Origin of the sequence: Microcoleus sp. A006_D1, from assembly GCF_036702805.1 — a bacterium.
Taxonomy (GTDB): domain Bacteria; phylum Cyanobacteriota; class Cyanobacteriia; order Cyanobacteriales; family Microcoleaceae; genus Microcoleus.
This window is the reverse complement of record NZ_JAUBVZ010000021.1, coordinates 68800-83619: the sequence shown is the minus strand read 5'-3', so window position 1 is coordinate 83619 and position 14820 is coordinate 68800. Positions and strand designations below refer to the sequence as shown.

The following is a 14820-nucleotide window of genomic DNA, read 5'->3' as shown; positions in this document are numbered from 1 at the left end:
TCCCCCTTCTGTATTTTCCTTGAACCATTTAGGTATTACATCATGGCTACCCAATCTCCTGATTCTCAATATTTTCGCGACTTGCAAACTCAAGCCCAGATGGAACTGCTCGCCACAATTGTTCAGACTGATGTTGCTTATCCCTGGAATCCGGCACAGCTTGAATCAGAATCTTATTTGACGGATCTCGAACAGGAATTTGCCCTGTGTGATTCCTTGAGTGACAGCGATATTGCCCAAAAGTCCCAAGTTTTATTCGCGCAATTAGAACAAGTTTGGCTGGCGACGGGTCTGCAAAAGTCTTTGCGGGAGAAATTTGCTCGCGTTCCTCACGATTTTCTGGCTTCCATCGCTCAAAGCGTCCAAAATGCAACTGTTAAGTATCAATCTTTAGCTGACCAAATGGTTGAGTGCGTGTTAGATATTTTGCCTCAGTGGGCTGAGGAAGATTTGCAGGTATTGGCGCGTCCTTTGGCTTATGCAATGCGAGAGGTTGATTCCTCCGGGGTGGAAGTGATGATGGAGACTAGAAGACCTTGGGCCCAATTGTCGGAAATAGAACAGGCGAGAGTGGGTTTGGCTGTCGCCCGCTATGCCATCTCGCAATTAGAAATTTCTGATTAGTTTTTTGATGGCTGAATTTTTGTGCTGCGATCGCGCTAATTTTTTAAAATTAATATAAAATTAATCTACCTTTAGTTAGATGTGAAAAGCGTCTAATTGTTAAGGGCTAGGGATTGCTATCGTTTGATATAGCAATCCTATTTGATTTGTAGACATGATAATTTTTTGTTGAAATAACTGCAAAGACGCCAGGTTTGTAGTGAGGACTTTAGTCCGCAGAGTTTTATGAGGACTTGCATTCCGAACGATCGAACCAGGTTTGTAGTGAGGACTTTAGTCCGCAGAGTTTTATGAGGACTTGCATTCCGAACGATCGAACCAATTTTATTCTAGTTATTCGATCGCACAAAATCTCAAGGATCTGTTGCTATACTTTGCCGGAATGGGACTTGCCCAGCAGTTTGCCACCAGCCAGCAAGTGAAGTATCATGAAATTGTCAGAATGTTAAAAAATGTAAATATAGTAAGTGGGTGTGTGGGAATTTTCAACTGGATTAAAAAGCCGACAGCAGGAAATTATGACTGTTGCAGACACGATTGGGAATTTCACATTTTATGACAACTTCAAGATTTGACCTTCAAGACTGGAAACGCCGCTTTTTTTGGCGGATTTCGCGCATACCGGCCGCAACGCTAGTCGTGTTGGGGACGGTTGCTTTCGCAGGTGCGATCGCCGGAGCCTGGTTTAGCGGTGAAGGTACAGTCAGCGGTATTTTTGCCACAATCGACATTTGGCAGCAAAACCCGCCTGTGTGGCTGCAAGTACCCGCTGCGAGCAAAATGTATTTGTTAGTGCCGACTTTTGTCCTAGTATCGGCTGCTTTAGCTGCCATGAAAATTTCGCCTCAGCCCCAGACTCGATCGCGCGCTGTGGTAGTTGCGATAGTTTTGGCATTAACTATTCGCTACGTTTTGTGGCGACTTCTTGCCACTCTCAATTTAAGCAATCCCCTCAACGGTATCTTTAGTTTGGGGCTGTTTTTCTTAGAAATGCTGATGGTGTTGAGTACCAGCATTCAAATGTATTTAATGCTGAGAGTGAAAGACAGGCGCCGAGAAGCCGATCGCATGGCAGTTGCAGTTGCAGAGGGAAACTTCGCCCCAACAGTCGATATTTTTATCCCAACTTATAACGAACCGATTTTTATTTTACGGCGCACTGTCATCGGCTGTCAAGCTTTAGATTATCCCAACAAACAAGTATATTTGCTCGACGAGACGCAGCGCCCTGACATCAAATTGCTAGCAAAAGAACTGGGATGTGAGTATATAAGCCGACCAGATAATAGTTATGCCAAAGCTGGCAACATCAATCACGCCACAGCCCTAACGAATGCAGAACTAATTGTAGTTTTCGATGCAGATTTCATTCCCACTAAAAACTTTTTAACCAGAACTGTTGGCTTTTTTCAAAATCCCGAAATCGCCCTCGTCCAAACACCGCAAAGCTTTTACAACCATGACCCCCTCGCCCGAAATTTGGGATTAGAAAATATTCTCACTTCGGAAGAAGAAGTATTTTACAGGCAAATTGAAAATATCAAAGACGGTGCCGATAGCGTAATTTGTGCTGGTACGTCTTTTGTGATGAGGCGCAGCGCCCTAGAAACAGTGGGAGGCTTTGTCACAGATTCAGTCTGCGAAGACTATTTTACCGGAATTCGCCTATCAGCCACCGGGTATCGCTTAGTTTATTTAGATGAAAAATTAAGTGCTGGTTTGGCGGCTGAAAATATAGAGGCTCATCTCACTCAAAGACTGCGCTGGGCGCGAGGCACGCTTCAGGCATTTTTCATTGATTCCAATCCTTTAACGATTCGCGGCCTCAGACTCATCCAAAGATTATCTCATTTGGAAGGATTGCTGCACTGGTTTACCAGTTTAAGCAGGGTTTTGTTTTTGTTGATGCCTTTAGCTTATTCGTTTCTGGGCGTACTTCCTTTGCGGACAAATGCGCGCGAATTGCTGTACTTTTTCCTGCCTTATTATTTGGTGCAAGTTACGGTGTTTTCTTGGCTGAACCGCAAATCGCGATCGGCTTTGCTGTCCGATGTTTACTCGTTCGTGCAGTGTATTCCTTTAGCGGTGACGGTGGTGAGTGCCATGCTGAATCCCTTTCAGAAAGGGTTTAAGGTGACGCCCAAAGGAATTGCGAGCGATCGCTTTAGTTTTAATTGGAATTTGGGATGGCCTTTGATTGTCTTGTTCGCAGCTACAGCATTTAGTTTGTGGCATAATTTAAGCATTCATTTAGTTAAAAATGTTGGCAGCTTGCAGGCAATATCAGAAACTACAGATTTGTCAAAAGGCATGAGTTTGGGCTGGATTTGGAGCGTTTACAACCTGCTGATGTTGGGGATTGCACTGTTGATTTTGGTGGATATTCCTAAGCCGGATATTTACGAATGGTTCAATTTGCGCCGGGTTGTACAATTGAATATTGGCGGTGAAAGTTTTTGGGGAATAACGACTGTAATTTCGGAAAGTGGCGCTGAAGTTGCTCTGACACAGCGGCCGAGTTTTGCAGTGAAAGATCGAGGTAGTAAAGAGAGTTTTACCACAGCAGGGATGTTGCAAAAATATGCTGTTCAGACAAGTTTATCGCAGGGTAAAATGAAAGAAATCGCTCGCAGCGCGGCCGTCAAATCGAGGAAATCGCTAGCACCGGCTGTTCTGGAGTTCGACACCGAAGCCGGTTTTATCAACCCTTTGATTGATTGTGACTCGGCGACTCTGGAAATTATGGAAGAGGAATGTTTGATTCCTGTGGCTAAGATTGAGTTGGTTAGCGATAAATCTCAGTTGGAGTCGAGTTTTCGCGATGCTGCGGGGTGCAGTGTTGCGGAATTTCCGACGGTGCGAATTGCGTTCGATCGCCTAAACATTAGTCAACACCGCTGTTTGATCGAAATGCTGTACTGTCGCCCTGGCCAGTGGAAGCGGCAGGAAACGCCCGGAGAATGGCGATCTTTGTGGCTGTTGTTGAGAATTGCTTTGAAACCGAGGGCTGTTTTTGAGAGAAACAGGCAAGTTAGACCGATCGGAGTTTCGCAACTTTAGATCCAATTTGGCTGCACTTTTTCGTCTGTGCAACGCGAATTTTCGGACGGGCTAGAAGCCCATCCCACAAAATTTTTTTTTCTTGTGGGATGGGCTTTGAGCATCGTCCTAGCTATTTTTGCCACAAGTCTATTGCTTCGGTTTGGACGTGGGGGCGTAGGGCAAATTTGGGCTTTGTGTCGGTGAAACCGGGAGATTTGCGCGGCTGCGGCCGGCCAGCCACCAAATACCTGCACCTACGAGGGCGATCGTAATTAACAGCGACAAAATCACAACCGGAGCTTGATTTTTTTGGGACATAAAAGTATCATTGGAGATTTTAGCTTGACAAATAAACATAATTTCTACTTGTATTTTACAACTTATATACAATTATAATTAGGTTTGATCGTTCGGACTTTAGTCCTCATTCAATTCTGAGGACTAAAGTCCGAACGATCAAACAGTTGAACGATTACAATACAATTTACAAACCGGATATCGGCACAAACTCATAACCGTAACTGGTGCGAGTTCCTGGTTTAACAATTACTAACTGAACTGCTCGATTGCGATCGCCCGAAGGTAAAAAGCGAATCGGCCCCGATGCTCCTGTTGCCGAAAAATCCGATGCCGATAAAGCTTGTTGAATGCCTGTACGAGTCGGATTGCGCCCTAAACCGACAATTAGTGCGATCGCCGCATCGTAGGCTAAAGCTGTGCGCCAACTGACTTCAGCATTCCAAAGTTCTTTGGATGTTTGAGGAAACTTGGACTGCGGATCTGCGAGAATGTGCCAAGGAACAGCCAACACCATATCTGTGGCTCCTGCGCCACCAATTTGCAGTATTTTAGCAGTATAAACGTCGTCTCCTGCGAGTAACGGCAGGCGTTTGGCGTTTACTTGCACTACTTGCAAAGCTTGATCGAGCGTGGCGGTATTGGCTGCTAACATAATCACTTCTGCTCCCTGGGCGATCGCGATTTTAAAGCTATCGGCAGCATTAAAATTGCCCTTAGCAAAGTCAAATTCCGATACTACTTGTCCGCCATCTCCGTAAAGAGCAGTCGTGAATTCACTTTTTAAAGATTTACTATAATTGCTGGCAGAATTGAAAAATACAGCAGCCTTTTTCTTTTGCAATTTTGTCAACATATAGCGGGAAAGAGCATTCGCAGCAAACCGATCGCTCGGCACTGTGCGAAATATGTTGCTGCCAATTCCTGACAGTTGCACAGACGTACTAATCGGAGAAATTGCGACTAATTGATTTTGCTGGTAAATCTTGCTGGCTGCTAGCGTTGCATCAGAACTAAAATGCCCGATTACTCCTAAGATTTCTGAATTATTTGCTAAAGCACTGGCAATTTGCGAGGCAATCTCTGGGTTGTCGTCATCGTTAGCAATTAGCACTTTTAATGGAGTACCGCTAATGCCACCACTTTGGTTAATTTCATTTTGAGCTTGAGCAACGCCCCGCAGAATTTCTTGAGCACCATTGATATCGGCGCCAATGGGAACCGCTGCGGCAATTGTGTAGGATTTTTGGTTGCCGACACGGGCGTTGTTGAGGTAAATTAGTGCTTCGGGATCGTTGCGATTGGTTTTCAGCGAAGCTTGTAAGTCGGAAATAGCTGCGTTGTAGTTGCCAGATGCGATCGCCTGTACTGCTGATTGTTTAGTTGTGGTTGCTTTGTCTGGAATCAACAGTTTTTTTCCGGCACTCAGACGCTGCTGAATTTGCTCCTCTGACTGCGGGGAATTCCCCGTCGGGGATTTGGAAAACGTCTGATTTTGAGGTGATAAACCTCCGGGAGTGATGCCGCCGCGGCTTGTCAGCCACCAAATACCTGCGCCGGCTAGCCCGATCGTAAATAGGAGCGATAATACGAGAACAGCGGTTTCGTTTTTTTGGGACATGGCTGCACAGTTTTATATTTTAGGTTTTAGATTCAATCACTCAGGAAGAAGGCAGAAGGCAGGAGGCAGAAGGCAGAAGGCAGACAAACTAATTTAATTATATTTTGACATTTTTTGTACTAATCTTAGATAGTCCTGGAGGCACGGGTATCCAGCAACCGGGTTTGATGGACGAAAATACACAGGTTGCAGCCAGCCGAAATAGTAAAAAACTCAGGTGATGAGGCATCGTCCGTGCGATCGCGAACTGTTGAGATTATTTAACGGGAACTGTGCTCTTGAGTTTTTTGTAAACACTTTATAGCGGTCTATATCACAATTATTTTTTAAAATCTATTTCTTAATTATATCTTCATTTTTAAACGAAAAATCGACAGTGGCGTAGTTGTAAACATCAAGGATTGGGGTGAAAGATTAAACTTTTTTAAGTTTAGTAAAATAACTGCAATCTTTTGTAATATAACGAGGAAAGTTAAAAAATATGTCAAGAAAAACAAATTAGATAAGATTGTCGCTACGGTAGTAAATATGACAGGTTGTGATAGAACAAGAGTGCTAAGATGAGCCAAAGCAAAATCTCAATATTTAATTAAGTTCGATCGATAACAAAGGCTAAGGTAAAGTTCATGGCAAACTCAGTTTTAAATCAGCCAGACGCAGCGGCAGAAGTGCAGTGGCAGCCAAAAGATATTATCCGCGGCCTAGTGTGGAAAATTGCGATCGCCACCTGGCTGCTAATGGCTGTAGGCAGCGCCACGCGAGTGATGAATGCGGGGCTCGCTTGCCCGGACTGGCCGCTGTGCTACGGTCAATTGATACCCACAGCACAGATGAATTTGCAGGTGTTTCTGGAGTGGTTTCACCGGTTGGACGCAGCAGCAATAGGCTTAAGCGCGATCGCCCTTTTGGGACTTTCTGTATTCTACCGCAGCCGCCTACCGAAATGGTTGCCCCTTGCCAGCGCCGGCGCAGTATTTTTAATAGTTTTTCAAGGCGTATTGGGCGGCCTCACGGTGACGCAACTGCTGCGGTTTGACATTGTTACCGCTCACTTGGGAACGGCTTTACTGTTTTTCTGTGCCCTGCTAGCGATCGGTTTTATGCTGAGTCCCTACGAAGCTACGGGCAATACAGGCAAATTAGCATGGGTAAGTTCGATCGCAGCACTGCTAGTTTACCTGCAAAGCCTGCTAGGAGCCTTAGTCGGCTCCAGATGGGCGCTGCATCAATGTTTGGGCTCGTCAGAACTGTGCTCGGTAATGAACAGCCACATCGCCGGTATAGTACCCGCTACCGCAGCAACTTTAGCATTAGCAGTAATGGCTTGGCGGCAACCAGCACTAAGTTCAAACTTGCGAAAATTAGGGAATTGGGCGAGTGTTTGTCTGATTGCTCAATTAGTTTTGGGATTGGCAACTTTCCGGCTGCACCTTCAGGTAGAGCCGCTGACAGTCGCCCACCAAGCAGTCGGCGCAGCGTTGCTGGGAACTCTGGTAGCGTTTAGTGTTTTGTCGTGGCGCGATCGAGTTTTGTCAGCTTGAGAGTAATATCATGTCCGGTAGCATCGTTGTTATAATGCAAGGTATTGTAGGGGCGGGTTCACCATTATTCTCGATCTAAAAGCTAAAAGTTTCATAAACCCGCCCCGCCCATACAAGCACGAATCAACCGGACATTATATACAAGGCAGATTTATCTATTCCTTAAGTAAGAGGGGCTGATTTATCCCTCGGTGGAGGGCGGGTTTATTAATCGTTGTAGCTACAACAAATATCTATCGTAAAACCCGCCCCTACAGCCCAATTGACCAATGACAATTGATAACTAACAATTAATAAACAATGCAAGAAATCCTTACCACCGACAGCCCCCGCCTCCATGAAAACTTTTCGCAAGTAGTGAAAAGTTACTATCAACTTACAAAACCCAGAATTATTTTACTGCTGCTAATCACCACATCAGCAGGAATGTGGATGGCCGCCAAAGGAGAAGTCGATCCACTATTGCTGGTATCAACTATTACTGGAGGCGCTTTAGCTTCCGCGTCGGCTAATACGATTAATTGCATTTACGATAGCGACATCGATTATATTATGGAGCGCACCCGCTGGCGGCCGATTCCTTCCGGGCGTGTCAAGAAACGGGATGCTTTGATTTTTGCGATCGCCCTAGCGACAATATCCTTTACATTACTGACAGTTGTTGCCAACTTATTAGCAGCATTACTAGCGATGTCCGGCATCGTTTTCTACGTTCTAATTTACACGCACTGGCTGAAGCGCCACAGCGTGCAGAACATCGTCATCGGCGGTGCAGCAGGGGCAATTCCGCCGCTAGTTGGCTGGGCTGCGGTGACGGGAGATTTGAGTTGGGGTGCGTGGATGTTGTTTGGGATCATCTTCCTATGGACACCGCCGCATTTTTGGGCATTAGCAATGATGATTCGCGACGAATACGAGGGAGTAGGCGTACCGATGTTGCCAGTAATTGAAGGTGACGAAGAGACAGCCCGCCAAATTTGGATTTACACATTATTGATGCTTCCTGCCACTTTGCTGCTAGTGTATCCGCTGAATTTAGCCGGCCCGGTGTATGCTGGTACTGCGATTTTCCTGGGTGTTATTTTTGCCCAAAAAGCTTGGTTGCTGTTGCAGACTCCAGAAGATAAGAAGGTTGCGCGATCGCTCTTTAAATACTCTATTCTGTATCTGATGCTATTGTGCGCTGGAATCGTGGTTGATAGTTTGCCTGCGACTCATAACTTTACTACTGCTGTTGTCCAAAATGTGCACGGTTTAATTAGTGCAGTTGTGATGTAGTAATCAGTTAAATTGCCCTTATTAAAATGAAGCCCGCACCTTGCGGGTTTTGTTTATGGTAAAATAGTGGTAGTGATTTAATAGGTGAAAATTCCATAGAGGCGAACCTATCATGAACTGGAAAGCACACATTCACTCAAATCCTAAAATTCTGCTTGGTAAGCCTGTAATTAAGGGGACACGAATATCTGTGGAGTTCGTTTTAGGGCTATTTTCAGAAGGTTGGACGAAGCAACAAGTTCTAGAAAACTACCCAACGCTTAATCCTGAATCTATCCAAGCTGTGTTTGCTTTTGGGGCGGAATGCCTCAAAGAAGATGTATTTTACACACCTTTACTGTTTTCTGAGGCAAGTTAATGCGGTTTCTGGCATGAGAGTACCCTTTGTTGAAATTGGTAAAACCAGGCGAATTTTAACTCTGTACTGGACAAATCAAGTTAAGCGATATTGGCAGGAGAATACCGATGAAAGTTAAATACGATGCAGAAGCAGACATTCTGATTTTTATCTTCCGTGATGCGTTTCCAGCCAATGCTATCTCTGAACCTGGAGGCGTGATTGTCAGTTATGACGAAAATGACGAACCAGTTAGCATCGAATTTCTCAATACCTCCAAACGTCAACTGTTGAATCCTCAAGAACTCATGCTAACGATCGCAACCTAGTCGATCCGCTTTATCGAGGTGGCACGGCAATATTGTCAGCTTAATAAGTGAGGATACTATAATGACGTTACACGAGTATGATGTTGTTGCCTTGACCGAAGGAATTCAGGCAATCCACAAAGAAACCTCTGGGCCAATTTTGCTGCGGCCCGGACAAGTTGGCACGATTCTGATGAGGTTTGACGATCGCGCTTATCTAGTAGATTTTGCCGATGCTCAAGGTAATACCTATGCAATGGAAACCGTTCCCTCAGAAAAACTCATGCAACTCGTTTATTAGCCACTTCCTGCCTACGCCTAACCTACAAATAATACTTTACAGAGTATTGAGGTGGAAGTTGCGATCGCAGAATTATATCACGGTGTGAGTTTGGGGCGATAAATGAGGTAAGCTAGAGACAAAGGTTTCAAACAATTTTAACCAATGCCAGCATCCGTTGCTTATCTGTTTGACAGAATCACAGTGAACCCAAGACAATGTGGCGGTCGTCCCTGCATCCGGGGAATGCGGATTCGAGTCATCGATATCCTAGAGTTGCTAGCTGCGGGTTTGAGTTTTGAGCAAATTATTGAAGAATTGCCAGACTTGGAAGTTGACGATATTAAAGCTGCGCTTTTGTATGCAGTCCGCAAACTCGATCATCCCGTTTTAGCCGCATGACAATTTGGTTGAATTCTCATCGATCGCCAGCAATTGATGTGTGGATTACTCGCTACCTTTGGTGAAATACATCAGCGATCTGCGGTATTTTTCTCTTCTATTGGGTATTGTACCGCAACTGCGATACAATTATAAGTTCGACTGCTAGATTTTCGTAAACTCGTAATCAGTTGATATATTTCGGGAATGTCTGAAAAAACTCTGCTAAGTGAAATTGTTCATTGTCCCCATGCACGAGAGTGTCAAGAAGATCTTTCTGTTGAAAATCCATGTCGTAAAATTGTTGACTCTCAAAATGCAATTGGGTTAGAAAAATTTCAAGTGCCTGAACCTTGGAGTGGACAGATAGAGCAAGCACCCATTCTCTTCCTGAGTTCAAATCCATCAATTGGCTCTGATGAAGATTACCCAACTTGGGATTGGTCATGTAGCGAAGTACACGATTATTTCAATTACCGTTTTGGAGGAGGACGTAAGCACTGGATCGTTGATGGTACAAAATCCTTGCTAAAAGACGGGAAATATAGTCGCTCTACTCGATTTTGGGCAGCGGTTAGACAACGTGCGATTGAGCTACTTCAACGGAACGTTAGTCCAGGCATTGATTATGCGCTTACCGAGATAGTGCATTGTAAGTCTCGTGCCGAAACTGGTGTAGAAGAATCACAGGAGCAATGTGTGGAAGCCTACTTGTTGAGAGTTTTAGAACTAGCAAGAGCAAAAGTGATAGTGGTACTGGGGGCACGCGCAAAGCAAGTGATTCAAAGCCAATTCAATATCTCTACAGCAAATTCAATATCCGAGTTCGTTGAGATAGGGAATCGTGAAAGATTTTTTGCTTTTCTCCCCCATCCAAATGCTCGGACCCACCGTTCTTTTGCTAAGTGTTTACAGGGTGATGAACTTGAAAAGTTACGCGCTTTTTTGCGGTAGCATCAAAATACGGCAAGAGATGCGCGCACTCGAACAACGCCAATGCACCCGACCGTCGAGATCCTGTCGGTGGCAGTCTGAGGTAATTTGCGGCGGGTGATTGGCAACGTTAGACCGCTAAATCTGAGTTGGGTAGTGGCTTGAATGTATCTATCAAATTCCAACCCAAAGGTGAATGTCATGCAAGCTAAACTTCAAGAACAACTTTCTCCTGATGCCGAAGTTATTTTGGGACGTTTGCCAGAACGAATTAAAGCTGCTCTAATTGCGCGTGCTGCGAAAATTGAATATCCGATCGCAGCGGCGATCGCCAGTTTTCTCGACACAGAAGCATTAGGTTTCGTAGATTGCAAACCAGGACGCGGGCAGTAAAATCGAGAAGTCCCAGGCGATGAAGTTCGAGATAAGGTGAAAGCCCGATCGCTAAAATGATAAATAGATGTTGCTGCCAAGATAACCATGACCACCATCACCCTCAACCTCTCTCCCGAACTCGAACACCAGATTCGTGCTGAAGCATCTCGACAGGGCGTTGAACCCGATCGCTACATCCTCAACACCCTGCAAGAACGCCTCCAGCCTAGACATCCAACCACCCAACCTACTGAAGCCGACTTGCTGCAACAAATTAACATCGGCTTTAGTGCACAAACCTGGGAAGAATACCATGCCCTCATCGCCAAGCGTCATGCCGAAACCCTGACTCCCGAAGAACACAAGCAACTGATCCAAATGAGCGATCGACTTGAACAACTCAACGTTACCCGCATTCAAGCCTTAATTCAACTCGCAACCTTCCGCAACCAACCTCTGACAGACCTCATGCAGACCCTCGGCATCAATCCTCATCCCGATATCGTTGATTATGTCTGAATCCCGCCTCACACAGCAGCAACGACAATTCATTAAACAACGCGCCAATGGTTGCTGCGAGTATTGTCTCAGTCAAGCTAAATTCTCTCCAGATCCCTTCTCCATTGAACACATTATCCCTCGCTCCAAAGGTGGCACCAGTGATTTGGATAATCTGGCGATCGCTTGTCAAGGGTGCAACAATTTCAAATACAGTCATAGTGAGGCGATCGACCCCGTTACAGGTGGCTCTGTCCCACTTTATCATCCTCGACGGGATAACTGGAGCGAACACTTTACTTGGAGCAGCGATTCGACTCAAATGTTGGGCTTAACACCGACTGGACGCGCTACCATCGATCGGCTCCAACTCAACCGAGAAGGAGTAGTCAATCTTCGAGGAGTTCTGCATTCTATCGATCTACATCCACCTCACAATGATTCGTAGCAAAAAGGGAGTTTAGACCATGTTTGCCCTCGTATCACCAGAAAAAATTCAATTGCCTGCGGGTTCTGTAGTGCGCTTACCTGCAACCTGGCAAGATTATCAGAGTTTGTACGATCGCCGAGGAGATGGCTCAATTCCGCGTCTGAAGTATCGCAATGGAGAAGTATTGCTGATGTCACCTTTACCCGTACACGGAAAAGATGCAAACTTGATTGCTGACATTGTAAAAGCCATCCTAGATAGCGATGGGCGGGAATACGATGCGTTTACTCCTATCACCATGACAGTGCCAGAAGAAAGCGGAATTGAACCAGACTATTGCTTTTATATTAACAACTGGCAAGCCATTTGTGGCAAAAAGCGGATTGATTGGCAAAACGATCCGCCGCCAGATTTAGTCATCGAAATTGATGTCACCAGTTATTCCGACGTGCAAGATTATCTTCCCTATCGGGTTCCTGAAATATGGCTGTATAAGAAACAACAACTATTAATTTATCGGCTGCAAGGTGCAAACTATCAAGTTCAAACCCAAAGCCTCTATTTTCCCGACTTCGATCTACAAAGTGCGATCGCCCGCTGTGTAGAAATTGCTTACCAACGCAACACCAGCGCTGCAATCCGCGATTTGAAGCAACAACTAGCTAACCGATAAGCGTCGATCGCAATTCCACTCCAGACGAACTCGATCGAATCCGTCTACAATAATAAGTAGTTAAAATCCCAAAAAATGTATGCCAGTTGTAGCAGTTAAAACTTATATAGAGTATCGGAATGATGCCTATTGGGTTGAACGAACTCGGATTTCTCTTGACTCGATCGCCTATGCTTTCCAACAAGGACTATCGCCCGAAAGTATTGTTCAGTCTTTCCCACTACTGACACTGGAACAGGTTTATGGGGCGATCGCATTTTATTTAGCCAACCGCGCTGAAATCGACGCTTACCTAGCCGCCGAAGAAGCTGCATTTGATGCCATGCCTCAACCTCTACAAACCAGCGATCCAGCTTTGTACAACAAACTGATGGCAGCTAAGGCAGCAAGAAAGCAGGTACGATCGTGAATGTGTGCTACCAAGCTGATGCTGACTTGAATCAGGCGATCGTCACAGGATTACTGCGACGAGAATCTACAATCGACTTTCAAACTGCCTTTGCTGCTGGGTTAGAAGGCGTTAAAGATTTAGATGTGCTGGCAATTGCAGCACAGCAAAGACGTGTTCTTGTTAGCCACGATCGCAAAACAATGCCATCGGAATTTGCTGAGTTCATTACTACCAATCAGAGTGCTGGTGTCATTATTGTTTCCCGAAAAATACCGATGGAAGTTGTCATCGAAGAACTACTCTTGATTTGGGCAGTATCTGGTGCAGAGGAATGGATCGATCGTATTGCTAAGTTACCCCTTTGATGCACAATAAAATGGAGATCGAAACCGTTAAGCTAGAAACAGACAACAGAGAGTCAACCTACGCAAAAGGTTAATATCAATGATTGCGATCGCCCAAAAAACCCTTTCCTTCGAGGAATTTCTCAACTGGGATGACGACTCCGGCAGGTCATTTGAGCTAGTCAATGGAGTTGCCATGCCCTTGAGTGAACCCACAGCCAAACATGAGGATGTCGTCGATGGTTTATGTCGTCTCTTGGTAGATCATTGCCAATCCTTGAACCTTCCCTACGTTCCTCGACAAAGTAAACAAGTCAGATTGAACGCTGCCCCGGGCGAAAGTGAATCGAGTCGTAAAGCCGACATTGTGGTGTTTGCCAAGGAAGAATGGGTCAGAATGCGTCAAAGTTCTGCCTCTGCTGCTGCCTATATTCCACCTCCCTTAGCGATCGAAGTTGTCAGTACGAATTGGCGGGATGATTACCGCATCAAATTGAATGAGTATGAAACTTTAGGAATCCTGGAGTATTGGATCGTTGATTATGCAGGGTTGGGAGGCGTTCAGTATATTGGTTCTCCAAAACAGTCTACGGTGACCATCAACCGCTTAATCGATGGTGAATATCAGGCACTGCGATATAAAGGAGAAGCCACTATTGTTTCTCCAACGTTTCCTCAGTTGGTATTAACCATCGCTCAAATCGTTGCGATGACCGAAATTTAGCGTTGGCAAATTATTTGTACAGTATATTCCAAGTTCATGCTGATATTATCTAAAATCTTGGTCAAGACGAGAAACTATGCGATCGCATATCCAGTATACTCTCGGACTTCCGGTGGATGGAAAGCCAGAACAATACAGTCTTTGGGCACACCAGCAGCGACGAGTTCATCAGTGATGCCGTCTTCAATGCCATCATAGTGAATCCAGATTTTGTCATTGCGGATTTCGGCGTGAACCACAGTACCATGAACTCGCAGATGATTTTCCCAACCTTCATGTATCAGCATAAAATGATTGCGATCGCGGCTGACAACCAAATAGGTAATCACATCCCCATAAGTGTAAGGAATATCCGCATAATATTGGAGAATTTGCTCCAACGTCTCACGCCATTGGTCTACGGGTTGATTTGCGGTTGCCATTGGATAATCTCCTCCGTGTTTTGGTCAAAAACTATCATACGAAAACATGGTTCTTCTAGCAATATCAATTCCGGTTACACTCCTTATGATATAGAGGAGACGGCAGTGCCGTGTCCCTACAATTAATCGCGGTAGGGACACGGCACTGCCGTCTCCTAATTTCGGCTACTAATAATTCCCATGCTACCGGATTGGATATAATTGCCCAACTTCTTGTTTAAAGAATCTCTCAAAGTATGGGCGGGGGCGGGTTTATGAGATTGTTGATTATTAGCAATTATTTTTGGTGAACCCGCCCCTACAAAATTTAACATCTTCTGC

At 45.1% G+C, this 14820-nt stretch carries 19 protein-coding genes; 16 read left to right on the top strand and 3 right to left on the bottom strand.

Going from position 1 to position 14820, the window contains the following annotated elements; genetic code table 11:
• The first annotated feature begins 42 nt into the window (after positions 1 to 42).
• Both QUB68_RS26570 and QUB68_RS26565 read left to right on the top strand, forming a co-directional pair.
• Positions 43 to 624: a hypothetical protein gene (locus QUB68_RS26570; protein ID WP_332997923.1), complete on the top strand. Its 582-nt coding sequence runs from the start codon at positions 43 to 45 to the stop codon at positions 622 to 624.
• A gap of 555 nt (positions 625 to 1179) precedes the next feature.
• A complete protein-coding gene (locus QUB68_RS26565) occupies positions 1180 to 3684 on the top strand; it encodes a glycosyltransferase family 2 protein (protein WP_332997922.1) in 2505 nt (834 codons plus the stop codon).
• Positions 3685 to 3813: 129 nt separating this feature from the next.
• Here the strand turns inward: QUB68_RS26565 and QUB68_RS26560 are convergent, their stop codons facing one another.
• On the bottom strand, positions 3814 to 4023 hold the full coding sequence (locus QUB68_RS26560; protein ID WP_332997921.1) for a hypothetical protein: 210 nt from the start codon (positions 4021 to 4023) through the stop codon (positions 3814 to 3816).
• Positions 4024 to 4150: 127 nt separating this feature from the next.
• A complete protein-coding gene (locus QUB68_RS26555; protein ID WP_332997920.1) occupies positions 4151 to 5584 on the bottom strand; it encodes an ABC transporter substrate-binding protein in 1434 nt (477 codons plus the stop codon).
• Between the two features lie 626 nt (positions 5585 to 6210).
• On the opposite strand from QUB68_RS26555, the gene QUB68_RS26550 reads away from it, so the two are divergent.
• The 14 genes from QUB68_RS26550 (at position 6211) to QUB68_RS26485 (ending at position 14077) form a co-directional block, all read left to right on the top strand.
• Positions 6211 to 7125, top strand: a complete 915-nt coding sequence (locus QUB68_RS26550; protein ID WP_332997919.1) for a COX15/CtaA family protein — start codon at positions 6211 to 6213, stop codon at positions 7123 to 7125.
• Positions 7126 to 7425: 300 nt separating this feature from the next.
• The gene (locus QUB68_RS26545; protein WP_332997918.1) at positions 7426 to 8403 is read left to right on the top strand and encodes a heme o synthase; all 978 of its coding nucleotides are present in this window, start codon (positions 7426 to 7428) and stop codon (positions 8401 to 8403) included.
• Between the two features lie 112 nt (positions 8404 to 8515).
• On the top strand, positions 8516 to 8761 hold the full coding sequence (locus QUB68_RS26540; protein ID WP_332997917.1) for a DUF433 domain-containing protein: 246 nt from the start codon (positions 8516 to 8518) through the stop codon (positions 8759 to 8761).
• Between the two features lie 107 nt (positions 8762 to 8868).
• Entirely contained in the window at positions 8869 to 9069 is a 201-nt protein-coding gene (locus QUB68_RS26535; RefSeq protein WP_332997916.1) for a DUF2283 domain-containing protein, read from the top strand.
• A 61-nt stretch (positions 9070 to 9130) separates the two neighbouring features.
• Entirely contained in the window at positions 9131 to 9349 is a 219-nt protein-coding gene (locus QUB68_RS26530) for a DUF4926 domain-containing protein (protein WP_332997915.1), read from the top strand.
• 144 nt (positions 9350 to 9493) lie between these two features.
• Positions 9494 to 9730 (top strand): DUF433 domain-containing protein, encoded by a 237-nt coding sequence (locus QUB68_RS26525; protein WP_332997914.1) that lies wholly within the window; start codon positions 9494 to 9496, stop codon positions 9728 to 9730.
• 186 nt (positions 9731 to 9916) lie between these two features.
• Entirely contained in the window at positions 9917 to 10663 is a 747-nt protein-coding gene (locus QUB68_RS26520) for a uracil-DNA glycosylase family protein (RefSeq protein WP_332997913.1), read from the top strand.
• A 180-nt stretch (positions 10664 to 10843) separates the two neighbouring features.
• Positions 10844 to 11035: a hypothetical protein gene (locus QUB68_RS26515; RefSeq protein WP_332997912.1), complete on the top strand. Its 192-nt coding sequence runs from the start codon at positions 10844 to 10846 to the stop codon at positions 11033 to 11035.
• A gap of 87 nt (positions 11036 to 11122) precedes the next feature.
• A complete protein-coding gene (locus QUB68_RS26510; protein ID WP_332997911.1) occupies positions 11123 to 11536 on the top strand; it encodes a hypothetical protein in 414 nt (137 codons plus the stop codon).
• The gene (locus QUB68_RS26505; protein ID WP_332997910.1) at positions 11529 to 11963 is read left to right on the top strand and encodes an HNH endonuclease; all 435 of its coding nucleotides are present in this window, start codon (positions 11529 to 11531) and stop codon (positions 11961 to 11963) included. Before QUB68_RS26510 ends, QUB68_RS26505 begins: the two co-directional genes overlap by 8 nt.
• A gap of 19 nt (positions 11964 to 11982) precedes the next feature.
• A complete protein-coding gene (locus tag QUB68_RS26500; RefSeq protein WP_332997909.1) occupies positions 11983 to 12618 on the top strand; it encodes a Uma2 family endonuclease in 636 nt (211 codons plus the stop codon).
• Positions 12619 to 12697: 79 nt separating this feature from the next.
• Positions 12698 to 13027 carry a DUF433 domain-containing protein gene (locus QUB68_RS26495; protein WP_332997908.1) on the top strand — a complete coding sequence of 110 codons (330 nt, stop codon included), beginning with the start codon at positions 12698 to 12700 and terminating at the stop codon, positions 13025 to 13027.
• On the top strand, positions 13024 to 13374 hold the full coding sequence (locus tag QUB68_RS26490; protein WP_332997907.1) for a DUF5615 family PIN-like protein: 351 nt from the start codon (positions 13024 to 13026) through the stop codon (positions 13372 to 13374). The genes QUB68_RS26495 and QUB68_RS26490 overlap by 4 nt, the downstream gene beginning before the upstream one ends.
• A gap of 79 nt (positions 13375 to 13453) precedes the next feature.
• Positions 13454 to 14077: a Uma2 family endonuclease gene (locus QUB68_RS26485; protein WP_332997906.1), complete on the top strand. Its 624-nt coding sequence runs from the start codon at positions 13454 to 13456 to the stop codon at positions 14075 to 14077.
• Positions 14078 to 14151: 74 nt separating this feature from the next.
• On the opposite strand, the gene QUB68_RS26480 is transcribed toward QUB68_RS26485, so the two are convergent.
• Complete coding sequence (locus tag QUB68_RS26480; protein WP_332997905.1) at positions 14152 to 14499, bottom strand: XisI protein; 348 nt, start codon at positions 14497 to 14499, stop codon at positions 14152 to 14154.
• Between the last annotated feature and the right edge of the window lie 321 nt (positions 14500 to 14820).

Bases quoted from the DNA above. Each gene is read 5' to 3' on its own strand.
- QUB68_RS26570 (WP_332997923.1), top strand. From the start codon at position 43: ATGGCTACCCAATCTCCTGATTCTCAATATTTTCGCGACTTGCAAACT.
- QUB68_RS26565 (WP_332997922.1), top strand. From the start codon at position 1,180: ATGACAACTTCAAGATTTGACCTTCAAGACTGGAAACGCCGCTTTTTT.
- QUB68_RS26560 (WP_332997921.1), bottom strand. From the start codon at position 4,023: ATGTTTATTTGTCAAGCTAAAATCTCCAATGATACTTTTATGTCCCAA.
- QUB68_RS26555 (WP_332997920.1), bottom strand. From the start codon at position 5,584: ATGTCCCAAAAAAACGAAACCGCTGTTCTCGTATTATCGCTCCTATTT.
- QUB68_RS26550 (WP_332997919.1), top strand. From the start codon at position 6,211: ATGGCAAACTCAGTTTTAAATCAGCCAGACGCAGCGGCAGAAGTGCAG.
- QUB68_RS26545 (WP_332997918.1), top strand. From the start codon at position 7,426: ATGCAAGAAATCCTTACCACCGACAGCCCCCGCCTCCATGAAAACTTT.
- QUB68_RS26540 (WP_332997917.1), top strand. From the start codon at position 8,516: ATGAACTGGAAAGCACACATTCACTCAAATCCTAAAATTCTGCTTGGT.
- QUB68_RS26535 (WP_332997916.1), top strand. From the start codon at position 8,869: ATGAAAGTTAAATACGATGCAGAAGCAGACATTCTGATTTTTATCTTC.
- QUB68_RS26530 (WP_332997915.1), top strand. From the start codon at position 9,131: ATGACGTTACACGAGTATGATGTTGTTGCCTTGACCGAAGGAATTCAG.
- QUB68_RS26525 (WP_332997914.1), top strand. From the start codon at position 9,494: ATGCCAGCATCCGTTGCTTATCTGTTTGACAGAATCACAGTGAACCCA.
- QUB68_RS26520 (WP_332997913.1), top strand. From the start codon at position 9,917: ATGTCTGAAAAAACTCTGCTAAGTGAAATTGTTCATTGTCCCCATGCA.
- QUB68_RS26515 (WP_332997912.1), top strand. From the start codon at position 10,844: ATGCAAGCTAAACTTCAAGAACAACTTTCTCCTGATGCCGAAGTTATT.
- QUB68_RS26510 (WP_332997911.1), top strand. From the start codon at position 11,123: ATGACCACCATCACCCTCAACCTCTCTCCCGAACTCGAACACCAGATT.
- QUB68_RS26505 (WP_332997910.1), top strand. From the start codon at position 11,529: ATGTCTGAATCCCGCCTCACACAGCAGCAACGACAATTCATTAAACAA.
- QUB68_RS26500 (WP_332997909.1), top strand. From the start codon at position 11,983: ATGTTTGCCCTCGTATCACCAGAAAAAATTCAATTGCCTGCGGGTTCT.
- QUB68_RS26495 (WP_332997908.1), top strand. From the start codon at position 12,698: ATGCCAGTTGTAGCAGTTAAAACTTATATAGAGTATCGGAATGATGCC.
- QUB68_RS26485 (WP_332997906.1), top strand. From the start codon at position 13,454: ATGATTGCGATCGCCCAAAAAACCCTTTCCTTCGAGGAATTTCTCAAC.
- QUB68_RS26480 (WP_332997905.1), bottom strand. From the start codon at position 14,499: ATGGCAACCGCAAATCAACCCGTAGACCAATGGCGTGAGACGTTGGAG.